This is a genomic window from Actinoallomurus iriomotensis (assembly GCF_030269445.1).
Lineage (GTDB): Bacteria > Actinomycetota > Actinomycetes > Streptosporangiales > Streptosporangiaceae > Actinoallomurus > Actinoallomurus iriomotensis.
Map to the genome: position 1 here is coordinate 356706 of NZ_BSTJ01000008.1, position 12431 is coordinate 369136.

At 68.6% G+C, this 12431-nt stretch carries 10 protein-coding genes and 1 pseudogene; 6 read left to right on the forward strand and 5 right to left on the reverse strand.

The window, feature by feature from the left end; translation table 11 throughout:
- Positions 1–143: 143 nt before the first annotated feature.
- Positions 144–299 (forward strand): annotated as a pseudogene (locus QSK37_RS31260) (alpha/beta hydrolase); the annotation flags it as partial.
- Positions 300–400: 101 nt separating this feature from the next.
- Here the strand turns inward: QSK37_RS31260 and QSK37_RS31265 are convergent.
- The 5 genes from QSK37_RS31265 to QSK37_RS31285 form a co-directional block, all read right to left on the reverse strand.
- Positions 401–1384, reverse strand: coding sequence for a PaaX family transcriptional regulator (locus QSK37_RS31265; RefSeq protein WP_285628384.1), 984 nt, complete (start codon positions 1382–1384; stop codon positions 401–403).
- A complete protein-coding gene (locus QSK37_RS31270) occupies positions 1381–2685 on the reverse strand; it encodes a CaiB/BaiF CoA transferase family protein (protein WP_285628387.1) in 1305 nt (434 codons plus the stop codon). Before QSK37_RS31270 ends, QSK37_RS31265 begins: the two co-directional genes overlap by 4 nt.
- A complete protein-coding gene (locus QSK37_RS31275) occupies positions 2686–3987 on the reverse strand; it encodes a 2-hydroxyacyl-CoA dehydratase subunit D (protein ID WP_285628390.1) in 1302 nt (433 codons plus the stop codon).
- Positions 3984–5126 (reverse strand): 2-hydroxyacyl-CoA dehydratase family protein, encoded by a 1143-nt coding sequence (locus QSK37_RS31280; RefSeq protein WP_285628393.1) that lies wholly within the window; start codon positions 5124–5126, stop codon positions 3984–3986. The genes QSK37_RS31275 and QSK37_RS31280 overlap by 4 nt, the downstream gene beginning before the upstream one ends.
- A gap of 307 nt (positions 5127–5433) precedes the next feature.
- Positions 5434–5619 (reverse strand): hypothetical protein, encoded by a 186-nt coding sequence (locus QSK37_RS31285; protein ID WP_285628396.1) that lies wholly within the window; start codon positions 5617–5619, stop codon positions 5434–5436.
- Here QSK37_RS31285 and QSK37_RS31290 point away from each other — a divergent pair.
- Genes QSK37_RS31290 through QSK37_RS31310 form a run of 5 tightly spaced genes read left to right on the forward strand, consistent with a single transcriptional unit; the run spans position 5609 to position 12431 of the window.
- Positions 5609–7048, forward strand: coding sequence for an ABC transporter substrate-binding protein (locus QSK37_RS31290; protein WP_285628399.1), 1440 nt, complete (start codon positions 5609–5611; stop codon positions 7046–7048). The two genes, QSK37_RS31285 and QSK37_RS31290, sit on opposite strands and share 11 nt — an antisense overlap.
- A 40-nt stretch (positions 7049–7088) precedes the next feature.
- Positions 7089–8030, forward strand: coding sequence for an ABC transporter permease (locus QSK37_RS31295; RefSeq protein WP_285628402.1), 942 nt, complete (start codon positions 7089–7091; stop codon positions 8028–8030).
- A complete protein-coding gene (locus QSK37_RS31300) occupies positions 8027–9955 on the forward strand; it encodes a dipeptide/oligopeptide/nickel ABC transporter permease/ATP-binding protein (RefSeq protein WP_285628405.1) in 1929 nt (642 codons plus the stop codon). Before QSK37_RS31295 ends, QSK37_RS31300 begins: the two co-directional genes overlap by 4 nt.
- Positions 9952–10992: an oligopeptide/dipeptide ABC transporter ATP-binding protein gene (locus QSK37_RS31305; RefSeq protein WP_285628408.1), complete on the forward strand. Its 1041-nt coding sequence runs from the start codon at positions 9952–9954 to the stop codon at positions 10990–10992. Before QSK37_RS31300 ends, QSK37_RS31305 begins: the two co-directional genes overlap by 4 nt.
- The gene (locus tag QSK37_RS31310) at positions 10989–12431 is read left to right on the forward strand and encodes an alpha/beta hydrolase domain-containing protein (RefSeq protein ID WP_285628411.1); all 1443 of its coding nucleotides are present in this window, start codon (positions 10989–10991) and stop codon (positions 12429–12431) included. The genes QSK37_RS31305 and QSK37_RS31310 overlap by 4 nt, the downstream gene beginning before the upstream one ends.

Genomic DNA, 12431 nt, shown 5'->3' on the forward strand with positions numbered 1-12431 from the left:
GAACGGGCTGACTCTCCGGCAGGTCACCTATTCGCTGTTGCTGCACAACGAGACGCTTCCGCTGCTGACCCAGATCTGGAAGGCCGCGGCCGACCTGGCCGACGGGAAGCCATCGGACCAGGACCAAGCCGTGCTGGCGCAGGTGTCGACTGGCTCCGAACGAGGCACCCGTGAAGGTCACGGCGCATGGTCCCCGCGACGTCCTGATCCTGCAGAACCGTCGCGACAACGCCACCCCGTGGGAAACCGGCCTCGGCCTGCGCCGGACGCTGGGCTCCCGTGCGGGTTTCTGCAGTTGAGATCATCGGCCAGGATCTCCACCGCGTCGTGCGACCAAACCCTCAAAACCCCAGCTCAACCAGTCCCTGAAAAGGAACCGTACCCATATACGATCAACCATCTAGGTTGTGGCGTTCAGGCTGGGCGCTTTGCCGGCGGTCTCCACCTGATGCGGCACGCGGCGCCGTTCGAGAGCTTGGCGGCCGAGTTCGAGAAGATCGTCGGTCGTGTTGTACTTGATCAGTTCGGCGAGGTCGGGGGAGTACCGTTCGACGATCTGCCGCACCCGGATCGCGGCGAGAGAACCAAGCTGGTCGTAGACCTCGACGAACAGTTCGTACGCTTCGCGGCGCGGCCACCTGCTGGGCAGGAGGTTCGACGGCAGGTCCGGGTCGATACCCGGGAAGCTCCGCCAACTGTCCATGATGTGCGTGCGGGACAGCAGGGCCTGGCTCGCGCCGACGTCACCGTTGCGGACCTGTGTGCGGAGAGGTTCGTAGGCGGAGACGAACTCGGTGTAGCGTGCCGCGATCTCGTCCAGGTCCCAGGCATCGATCGGCCGCCGTGCCGACGGCGTGTGCTCGACCGCACGGAAGATGGTGACCTCTCCCAGGCCCAGCTCGTCCAACTCCTGGCGGGCTTGCTCCGCGACCGGCCTGGCCGAGACCCAGGTGCCGTCGTAGAGCGGCGCGAACCCCAGCCAGCGCAACCGCGAGTAGACCGAGTAGCGCAGTTCGCGCTCGCGCTCGGACAGGGTGAACATCGCGATGGTCCACTGCCCGTCCCAGGACTCGTTCTCCTGACCGAACGAAACGAAACGGTAGCCGCCGGCCAGGAGCATGTCCGAGGTCCCGGGCGCCAAGCCGTAGTAGGAGTTGCGGCCCACTTTCGAGGGGACCACGACTCCTCGCCGGGCCAGGCGGTTGAGCGCGGCGCGGGCCGCTGTGGGGCCGATGTCGAATTCACCGAGCAGGGCGACGAGCGCGGCGGAAGGCAGGTGCTCGGTGCGCCCTATCCAGTAGTCACCGAGCAACGTGGTCAGCAGGTGCTGCGACGACGAGCCCGCTTGTGACCTCGGCAGGTCCAGGGACGGCGCCGGACTCATCCGATTACTCCCCGGCCGGCGAGCTCGTCGATCCGGTCACCGGAATATCCGAGGAGATCGCGGTACACCCGCTCGTTGTCCTCGCCGAGGGCCGGCACCGACGAAAGGTAACCGGTCCGGGAACGCGACAAGTGCACGGGCAGGCCGCTGCCGATCAGTCCCTCGGCGGTCCCGTAGGCCGGGTGCCGTAGTGGCATCGTGTCGCCCCGGGACAGCAACAGCTCGTCGCCCACCGCTTCAGCCGGCCTGCGCACCGGCGCACACGGTACGCCGCGTGCCTCTAGAGTCGCGACGACGTCTTCTGTGGTGCGCGTTCTCGTCCACTCCTCGATGCGCTCGTGCAGTTCGTCGGCGTGCTCCACCCGGCCGTCTCGGCTGGCGAACCGCTCGTCGTGGCGCAACTCGGGCTGCCCGAGTGCGGCAAGGACGCCTTCGGCGAACTTCGTTTCCGGGGCGCAGATCGCGACCCATCCGTCTTCGGTACGAAATACTCCGAACGGCGCAAGCCGCGGCATGAAGCGACCGGTGCGACCGGACCGGCCGAGCGGCTCGAGCAGATGGGACTGTTCGCCGGCCACCAACGCCGTGAGGGAACCGAGCATGGACACATCCACATGTTGCCCGATTCCAGTGGCCTCCGCTTGGCGCAGCGCACCGAGAATGCCGATCACGGCGAACAGCGGCGCGGACAGGTCCCCTACCGGGATGCCCACACGCACCGGCGGATCGCCGTCCTCGCCGGAGGTCATCATCGTGCCGGAGAGCGCCTGGATGATCGCGTCCATGGCCTTGCCCGCGCCTGGGACGCCTCCCGCCCCGAATCCGGAGATCGAGCAGTAGACGATGCGTGGATTGGCGGCCTGTGCCGCCGCATAACCGACACCGAGCCGATCGGCCGTGCCACGGCTGTAGTTCTCCACCACGATGTCCGCGTGGCGGACGAGGTCGGCGAAGACCTCGGCGGCCGCCGGGTCTTTGAGGTTGAGCGTCACGCTTTCCTTGCCGCGGGTCCGTTCGAGCACGCCGAGCGACATGTCGTCGTCGTGCTGCCGCCGCATCGACAGCCCCTCGCGGCCGAAGTAGGGCGCGTTGTTACGCACCCGGTCGCCCCCGTCCGGGTTCTCCACCTTGATGACGCGGGCGCCGAGACCACTGAGCAGGAGAGTCGCGTACGGGCCGGCCAGCGCGATGGTCAGGTCGACGACGGTGACGCCCTCCAGCGGGCGGGGGATCTCGGCAGTGGACTCAGTCATGGAAGGTTCCTTGGTGGTTCGAAGGTGGGGTCGCGTCCTGCCGGGCACTCATCGGCGGCGCTCCTCGCGGGCTCGCCGCCGCGCGGCCACTGGTGCGACCCGCTTCTCGATGAACTCGGCGACCTGTGCTTGCACGGCCTCCTGGTTCCAACTGCGCGCATCGCCGCTGTCGCCGACGATCTGCAGGACCGGAACACCGGCCGCCTCGATGGCGCGGTTGACGAAGTAGTTGCCCCTCCGGTCCGTGGTCGCCATGTGTACGGCGCCGTCGATGCGGTTGTGCACGGCTTCCTTGGCGTACCACTCGCTGGCCCAGGGCGGTGCGTTGATCATGTCGGGGAACGCGGCGAAGCGGCCGGCGAGAGTGCGCAGGGGGTCCTCGCCGTGTCGGATGTATCCGTCGGCCGCCAGGCCCAGATACATCGACCAGACGAACATCGCTCCATACGTTTCCTGGAACCAGCTGTAGAAGCCCATGTCGAACCACAGGCCCGTACCGACCCACATCAGGCGGATCTGCTCGTCGGGGCACGGTGACTCGCCGTTGTCGGCGCGTTCGCGCACTTCTTCGTAGAAGGTGCGCGCCGCATCGCGGGCCCATTCCGTTCCCCGATGCCATTGGGGAATCATGACGCTGGGAATGCTGTCGGCGATGGTGATCGGGGCGGGGCTCGTGCGGGCGATCAGGTCACGAGTCGCCCGGTTGTACCGCTGTTGCTCGTTGACCAGGTCCATCACCGTACGGAAGCGTTCCTCGTCGAAGGTCCGGCCGGTGGTGACTTCGAGATGGCGGATGACGCCGGTCAGTTCCGCGGTCATCAGGTCAATCCGCTGCTTGCCGACCAGTGCTTCCCAATCGTTTTCGATGCGGTTCCACCAGTACGGGTCCACCTCGCGCGGAACAGTCCGTTCAAAGCCGAGGAAGGTGGCGCCCCGTTCGCGTTGCCAGGCCTCGAACACCTTTCGTAGCGCGTCCCCCGTCATTTCGGCGAGGACGAAGCTGATCGGGGGAAGCCCGCCCCACGGGGGATCGTCGTCGAACGTGGACGCCAGCGCCAGGCTGTTGTACTGCTCCTGGTCCGCCGGATAGCCGCGCTCGGCGAGGAGCCGGAGGTAAGGGCCGGACCGCTGTTTCGCCGCGCACACCGATGCCCACCACTGGTTGACCACATAGGGGATGTCCAGTGCCCGCAGGATCTCCTGCGGCGCGTCGGCGTTGACGAGTGCGACCGGATCACCGGCGGCGGCGCGCTCCTTCAGACGGGCGAACCACTGCCGCTGGTAGGTGGTGGCCGCCTTCGCGGAGGGCAGGCTGGCGTCGTTGCGACGGCCTCGGGTGAATTCGCTCATCGGGACATCTCCGCGGTCCGTTCGTGCAGTGCGCTCATCAGCAGGTCGGCGGCGTCGTCGTGGCTTGCCGCGCCATACGGCTGTGCTGGAACGGTCGCGAGCGGAATGCCCACGCGCTCGAGGGACTCGCGTTGTACCGGCACATCCCACGCCGGCGCGTCGTCGTACTGCCGAGCCCAGGCGACGACCAGGTCCGCGCCGCAGGCGGCGGCCATCCGTGCCGTCTGCTCGGCGCGTACTGCCGCGGCATGCCCGGCGGATGCGGGCGCGGCCAGCGCGCGGGATCGCCCGAGCGTGCTGCGGATGTGCTGCGAGGGTCCGATGTCCCGTTCGCCGGCAAGGGCGCCCCAGTCGTGGTCCTCACCGACGATGACCGCTCCGAGCGATTCGATCAACTGGTAGGCCGACGGGTTGTCGTGGCCGCAGCCGGTGAGGAACACCCGGATTCCCTGCCGGCGCGGCAGATCGCCGGCGTCGGCCAGCAGCTGCTCGGCCAGTGCGCACCATACCCGCGGTGAGCTGACGAAGGCCGCGCCGATCACCGCGAGCGCCTGGACCCCGGTCAGCCGTGGTCCGTCCGGCGCGCTGCGGAGTTCGGTTCCCACCGCACGGATCAGCGCGCGGACCCGGTCGTGCTCGGCAGCGGCATCCCGCAGGTCCGCGTCGGTGATCGGCCGGTGCGCCCAATCGCTCATCTCGGCGATGAAGGCGTCCAGCCGAGTCCGGTTGTAGACGGCCGACGTACGTTGCGGCAGGTGCAGCAGGTCGAAGAAGGTGAGCCGCGGTATGCCCGGACGTCGTTCCAGGCGCTGGATCTCGCGCAGGTACAAGAACAATCGCACCGTGCCCTCGCAGTCGGCGGACAGCGTCAGGCCGGCCGAGGCGGCCGCGTCCCCATCCAGCAACCGCGCGAGCTGGGAGACGGCGGCCCCGTCGATGCCCGGGCCGCAGTAGCGCGCGGCCGACTCGTACGCGCCGGACCGGCCGGAAAAGCGGAACGGGGCGAATCCGGCGGCGGAGAGAACCTCCACGGGAACGTCCGCGCCCACATACGCCACCGTCGGCCGACCGTCCAGGGCGGCGGGCACCGGACCGGTACGTGTCTCGTACAGCGCCGCGAGTTGGCCGAGCGCATCCATGATCACTCACCCCATTCCGTTATCGCGAGCCCACCAGCGGACCGGATAACACGACATAAGCTCGCGACTGGTGGCAACAAGCTACATCCCTTTGTTCGCGGGAAGCCTTCTAGCCGCACCGTTTATCCACATGCCCAGTCGCCCGCAAACAGTACGCCGAGGAGAATGTGCGACACAACCGTTGACGCCTGGCAGATCAGGAACATACGATCCACCGCACACTCGACGGCGATCCGGCGGCGGTGCCTCCGCGCCACGGCCGTCGTTGCCCGATCACGGTCGGCACTGCCGCGCTGGCGTGAGGCGGTCAGCCGCTCCCCGGAGATGAGGAGGAAACAATGCGCAGACCTTCACGTAGCGGACGGCGCTCGCCGATGATGGTGGGGGCGATCAGCGCTGTCGCGATCACCCTGCTCGGCGCGGCGGCGTGTTCGTCGTCCAGCGGTGGGTCTTCGGGCGGTGCCTCGTCATCGAAACTCACGTTGCAGTTCACGGGGCCGCCGATCAGCCTCAACCCGGCGCTGGGCGGCAACGGGCTCTCGGCGGTCTTCACCGCGCTGGCCTACGACTCGCTGATCCATCTCAGTGGCGATGGCAAGCTCGTACCGGACCTGGCCACCTCCTGGAACTACGTCGGCCAGGACAACAAGGTCTTCGAGATGACCCTGCGCCAAGGGGTCAAGTTCAGTGACGGCAGCCCGCTGACGGCCGACGCGGTGGTGGCGTCGATGAACTACTTCCGCAAGGCCGGTGGTGGCCTGGTCGGCGACGCCGGGCCGGTCGACTCGATCTCCGCCGTGGGGCCGGACAAGGTGCGCGTCACTTACAAGTCCCCGAACCCCGACGCCGCCATGACGATGACGCAGTACCACGGGATCGGGACGATCATCGGACCGAAGGGCCTCGCGAATCCCCAGTCTCTGCTGACGGCCAGCGACGGAACCGGGCAGTACGTCTACAACGGTAAGACGTCGGTCACCAACAGTCGCTACACCTACGACAAGAACCCCGGCTATTTCAACCCCTCCGCCCAGATGTTCGGCGGGGTCACCATCCGCGTCATCGGCGATGCGCAGGCCGTGCTGTCCGCGGCACAGACCGGGCAGGTGCAGTTCGCCGGCGGCGCCGCCTCGACGGCCGAGGCGGCGAAACAAGCCAAACTGAACGTGTTGTCCGCACCGTTCTTCAACTGGACGCTGATCCTGGCCGACTCCGCCGGGAAGACCAGTAAGCCACTGGGCGACGCTCGGGTCCGGCAGGCGATCGCCTACGCGCTCGACCGCAAAGGCCTGGCGAACGCCCTCGGCGGACAGTACGCCGCTCCCAGCACACAGGTGCTGCTACCCGGAACCGACGGGTACCTGCCGCAGGCCGGATACGACTACGACCTGGCCAAGGCGAAGAGCCTGATGGCCGAGGCGGGTTACGCGAACGGTTTCTCGATGACCGTCCTCACCGAATCCCTCCTCGACCGGAACACCACCTACTCGCAGGCCATCGTGCACGCGCTCGGGGACATCGGGATCAAGGCCACGCTGCACGTGGAATCGACCGGTATCGGGCAGTTCAGCGGTGACGCGCTGAGCAAGAAGTACCCCGCGATCATCTTTCCCAGCGCGGGGACCGACATGTTCCAGGCGCACAACCAGATCTCCAATGGGTTGTTCAACCCGTTCGGCAACAAGGACCGGCAACTGGAGTCAACGCTGGCGAAGGCATTCGCGTCCGACGGCGCCGACCGCACGCGTCTCTACCAGCAGGCCTCCCAGCGCTATCACGACCTCGCCTGGTACGTCCCGGTGTTCTCCACCCAGAACCTGCTGTACGTCGGCCCGAAGCTGACCAATGTCAAGACCTCGGTGCTGAACCCCAACCCGATGCCGGTGGCTCCGACCGCCGATCTCGCCTGGAAGAGCAAGTAGGCGCCGGGAAATCGTCCACGCCGGAAGGAGGACGACGGACATGCTGAAGCTGCTGGCCCACCGGGTCGCCCTGTCGATTCCGTTGGTGTTGCTGGTATCGGTGGTGGTGTTCGCCCTCGAATCGCTCGTGCCGGGCGACCCGGCGCGCACCATCCTGGGGGAGAACGCGACGCCGGAAGGCATCGCCGCCCTGCACCAGCAGATGGGTCTGGACCAGCCGTGGCTCGAGCGCTATTGGCACTGGCTCTCCGGGCTGTTCCACGGTGATCTCGGGGCCTCCCTGTTCACCGGTGACGCCGTCACCTCGGAGTTGAACGCCCGGCTCGGGGTCACGGTGTCACTGGTGCTGTGCTGCGTGCTGGTCAGCGCCGTGGCCGGCACCGCCCTCGGGATGTTCAGCGCGATCCGCGGCGGGCCGGCGGCGCGCGTGGTCGACGTGCTGTCGCTGACCGGGCTCGCGCTGCCGAACTTCTGGGTGGCGATCGTCCTGGTGGCGTTGTTCGCCGTGAAGATCCGCCTGTTCCCGGCGACCGGCTACGTTCCGCTCGCCGAGTCGCCGGGTCACTGGCTACGTTCACTGGTCCTGCCGGTGATCGCGCTCAGCCTGTTCGGAGTCACGGCGGTGGCCAAGCAGGCCCGCGACGCGACGCTGGAGGTGCAGGACACCGACTACATCCGGGTCCTGCGCGGCAACGGTGTCGCCGAGTCGCGGATCGTGCTCAAGCACATGCTGCGCAATGCCGCCATCCCCGTGGTCACGGTGCTGGGCGTGGTCGCCGTGTCCATGCTCAGCGGCACGGTGTTCGTCGAGGGCGTGTTCGTGCTCCCCGGTCTCGGCAGCCTGGCCACGCAGGCGACCACGGACCACGATCTGCCGGTGATCCTCGGCATCGGCGTCTACTTCACCGTCGTGGTCATCATCCTCAACCTGCTCGTCGACCTCGCATACGGAATGCTGAACCCGAAAGTGAGGGCATCTTGACAACGCTGCCCGAACCGGCGCCCCGCCCGGCGGCGAACGCGGCGAACACGGGCCTGGTGCGGTCGGTGCTGAGGTCGCCCAGGGGCGCGATCGTCGTCGCGTTCCTCGTCGTACTCATCCTCGCCTGCGCGCTGGCGCCGCTCATCGCGCCGTACGACCCGCTGGCCCAGCACTTGTCCGCGGTCCGGTCCGGGCCGTCGGGCGGCTACTGGCTGGGCACCGACAGCCTGGGACGCGATCTGCTCAGCCGGTTGCTGCACGGCGGTCGCAGCTCACTGCTCGGCGTACTGGAGGCGGTGGTCACGCTGTTGATCGTCGCGCTGCCGACGGGTCTGCTCGCCGGGTACCTCGGCGGCACCTTCGACCGGATCGCCATGCGCGTCGCCGAGGTGGTCATGTCGGTGCCGGTCGTCATCATCCTGCTCGCGGTGCTGTCGATCTTCAACCACAGCATGACCTCGGCCATGATCGCGTTCGGCGTGCTGGGCTCGTCCGGCCTGATGCGGGTGATCCGCGGGGCGGCGCTCACCGCCCGCGAGGAGCTCTACGTGACCGCGGCGGAACTGATGGGCCTGTCCCGGCTGCAGGTCGTCGTGCGGCACGTGCTTCCCCGATGCCGCGGCGCGATCATCATCCAGGCGTCCTTGTTCGCGGCCGTCACTCTCGGGGTGCAGACCGGTCTGACGTTCCTGTCTCTGGGACCTCCCCCGCCCGCGGCGACCTGGGGAGGGATGGTCGCCGACGCCGCATCCGTGTTCAACCAGGACGCGTGGATGCTCGTGCCGCCCGGGGCGACCATCGCGCTCACGGTGCTCGCCTTCGGCCTGCTGGGCGACGTCGTCCGCGACGTCAGCGCGGAGAAGTACGCCGCCGCACCCGCCTCACGCCGCAAACGGCGAACCGGCACGCCCGAGACGGCGGGCCGGCCCGAACCCGCCACCGACATGCTGCTCTCGGTGCGCGACCTGTCGGTGGCGACCGATGGTGAGCGTCCACTCACCCTGCTCGACGCCGTCGGCTTCGACATCGCGGCGGGAGAGACCGTCGGCCTGGTCGGCGAGTCGGGCAGCGGCAAGACGATGACGGCGCGCGCGGTGATCGGGCTGCTCCCCGGCAACTGCCAGATCACCTCGGGACGGGTCGTCTTCGACGGCAGCCCGGTGCAGGATCTGGACCAGCGCGCGTTCCGTAAGCTGCGCGGCCGCCGGATCGCCATGATCTCGCAGGAACCGATGGCCGCGCTCGACCCCTCCTTCCGCATCGGGTCCCTGGTCGCGGAGGTCGTCCGGGCAGTCGACGGGATCAAGGGCAAGGCGGCGCACGCCCGCGCGATCGAGCTGCTGCGCATGGTCGAAATCCCCGACCCCGAGGCCGTCGCCCGCCGGTTCCCTCACCAGATCTCGGGCGGGATGGCCCAGCGGGTCGCGATCGCGATGGCGATCGCCGGCCGCCCCGAACTGCTCATCGCCGACGAGCCCACCACGGCTCTCGACGTGACCGTGCAAGCGGAGATCCTCGACCTGCTGCGCTCGCTGCAGCAGCAGAACAACATGGCGATCCTGCTGGTCACACACGACTGGGGCGTCGTCGCCGACGTCTGCACGAAAGTCGTGGTCATGTACGCCGGCCAGGTGGTCGAGACCGCGCCGGCCGGCGCGGTCTTCGACCGGCCGGCACATCCCTACACGCGGGCCCTGCTGCTGTCCAGCCCGGAGAACACCCACATCGGAGAGCGGATCCAGGCCATTCCCGGCTCCGTTCCCACGCCACAGCGCTGGCCGGCCGGCTGCCGCTTCGCGAGCCGGTGCGACCTCGCGCAGCCGGGATGCACGGAAGGAGCGATACCCGTCAAGGACATATCCGAAGGGCGGCTCTCCCGCTGCCTCAGGGTGGACACCCTGCTGGGCGGGGAGGCACGCCGATGAAGACCGACCCGTTGCTTCAGGTCGAGCGGCTGTGCGTCGACTATCCGGGCAGGCGGCGCCAGCGCTTCCGTGCCGTCGACTCCGTCGATTTGACCGTCGCTCCCGGCGAAACGCTGGGCGTGGTCGGTGAGTCGGGCTCCGGAAAGTCCACGATCGCCAAGGCGATCCTCGGGATCGCCCCCGTCACGGCCGGCACCGTACGCTTCGAGGGCAGCGAACTGGATCCGCGTCGCGTACGGCGACGCAAGCCGATCACCGACATACAGGTCGTCTTCCAGGACCCGGTCAGCTCACTGGACCCGACCAAGACGGTGGGTTACACCGTCGCCGAGCCGCTCGTGGCCAGGCTACGGCGGGAGCGCGGCGGGACGGGAGACGTACGCCGGCAGGTGGCGGAAATGCTCGACCGGGTCGGACTGCCGGAGAATGCCGCTTCCCGCTATCCCGCACAGTTCTCCGGCGGCCAGCGGCAACGGATCGCGATCGCGCGGGCGTTCATCGTTCGTCCCCGGCTCGTCGTCTGCGACGAGGCCGTCAGCGCCCTGGATCTGTCCGTCCAGGCACAGATACTCAACCTCCTCACCGATGTCCAGCGCGAACTGGGGGTGAGCTATCTGTTCATCTCCCACGACCTGAGCGTCATCGAGCACGTCTCCGACCGCGTCCTGGTCCTCTACCGGGGACGCGTCATGGAGACCGGCAGCGCCGCATCCGTGGTCCAGTCGCCCCAGCACCCCTACACGCGGGTTCTGCTCGCCGCCGCCCCCGTACACGACCCGCTGCGGCAACGACAACGGCGTGAACTGCGTGCGAGCTACCGGATCGAGCCCAGGGGCGCGGCGCCCCTCGGGGACTCGTGCCCGTTCGCGCACCGCTGCCGGTTCGCCGTGGACCGGTGCTTCCAGGAACGACCGGTGCTACGACCCACCGGTGTCGACGGCGCCGTCGCGTGCCACCGCTATGGCGAACTTCCGCCGGACGCCGAGGACGATATCCCCCGCGAGTCGCGGTCGACGACGACCGAAGGATCGAAATGACAGTCCTCCGCGCCCGTCCGCTCGAGACATCCGCCGGCTCGTTGCCGCTCGGAGCCGCCCGGATCCCCGGAACCGGCTTCGGCGTCGACCTCGCCTCCGCCGGGTACCGCGAAGACGAGTACCTGGTCACAGGCACCGCGACCGCGTGGACCTATGACGCCGACCTGCGCGCGGTGCCGGCCGATACCGACGTCCCCTACACGACCCGGGTTCTCGTCCGCCGACCCGCGGACCCGGTGCGGTTCAACGGCGTGGTGCAGGCCGAACCGCTGCATCCCGAGTACGACACGGCCAACACATGGCGCGTGCTGCACCCGTGGATCATGCGTACCGGCGCGGCCTGGGTGGGCATCACTCAGGAGCCGCGCATCGCCGAATCCATGCGGACGGAGTTCGACCCGGTCCGGTACGGCGAGCTCTCGATCCCCACGCCCAGCCTGCGCTACGACATCGTCGCGGACATCGTCACCGCGCTGCGCACACGCGCCGCCGGGTTGTGGGACGAGGGACCGGACATCGCCCGCGCCTACCTCTCGGGCTGGTCGATGACCGGCAGCTTCTGCCGGGTATTCCTCGGCGAGGGCTTTCACGAACGCCGGCGGCTGCCCGGCGGTGCGGCCGTCTTCGACGGTTACGTCGTCGGCATCTCCTCGGGAGGAGCGGCGGGTGCGGGCTACCCCGGTCTGTCGGACGACACCGGCCTGCCCGGTATGGGGGACGGTCGGCGCACCATCGGCGGGCAAGACGCGCCCGTGATCGAACTACTCAGTGAGGTCGAGTCCGAAACCCATGGCCCGGTCCTGCGTCCGGACGGCGACGATCCGGCCGACCGGTACCGGCTGTATCAGGTGGCGGGTACCTCGCACGACAGCACCGGCCCGGATCAGGTCAACACCAACCAGGAGCAGTACCGCCGCCGCGGGTTGCCGGTCCCGAGCCGGCGGATCGTGGAGATGAGGAGTGACGCCCGGCTGGATTTCGTCGCCCGCGCCGTCTTCTCCCTTCTGGACCGGTGGGTCGCCGAAGGCCAGGCGCCGCCGCACGCGGACCGCTTCGTGTTCGACGGGGAACGCCACGGGGACGCGGTGTCCCTCGCACGGGACGAACACGGCAACGTCCTGGGAGGTATCCGCACCCCGTGGATCTCCACACCGGTCGCGCGATACCACCCGCACAGCACACCAGTGCCTGGGGCATGCCGGCCCTCACCGTGGATGCCGACGATCGAGCCGGCGGCGATGACCTGGCTGGCCGGGAACATGACGCCGTTCTCCGCCGAGTCGCTGAATGCCAGGTACCCGACCGCCGAGGACTACCTCAACCGCTACCGGGAAAGCTGCCTGGCCTTGCTCGCTCAGGGCTTCCTGCTCTGGCCGGAGGTGGAGCCGCTGCTGGTCGCGGCCGAGCAGCGCGCGCTGACGCTGTTCCCCGCATGCTGA

What these genes read in the sequence shown, in the direction of transcription:
- QSK37_RS31280 (WP_285628393.1), bottom strand. Translation starts at nt 5,126, where the DNA reads ATGGATGCGCTCGGCCAACTCGCGGCGCTGTACGAGACACGTACCGGT.
- QSK37_RS31265 (WP_285628384.1), bottom strand. Translation starts at nt 1,384, where the DNA reads ATGAGTCCGGCGCCGTCCCTGGACCTGCCGAGGTCACAAGCGGGCTCG.
- QSK37_RS31295 (WP_285628402.1), top strand. Translation starts at nt 7,089, where the DNA reads ATGCTGAAGCTGCTGGCCCACCGGGTCGCCCTGTCGATTCCGTTGGTG.
- QSK37_RS31305 (WP_285628408.1), top strand. Translation starts at nt 9,952, where the DNA reads ATGAAGACCGACCCGTTGCTTCAGGTCGAGCGGCTGTGCGTCGACTAT.
- QSK37_RS31275 (WP_285628390.1), bottom strand. Translation starts at nt 3,987, where the DNA reads ATGAGCGAATTCACCCGAGGCCGTCGCAACGACGCCAGCCTGCCCTCC.
- QSK37_RS31310 (WP_285628411.1), top strand. Translation starts at nt 10,989, where the DNA reads ATGACAGTCCTCCGCGCCCGTCCGCTCGAGACATCCGCCGGCTCGTTG.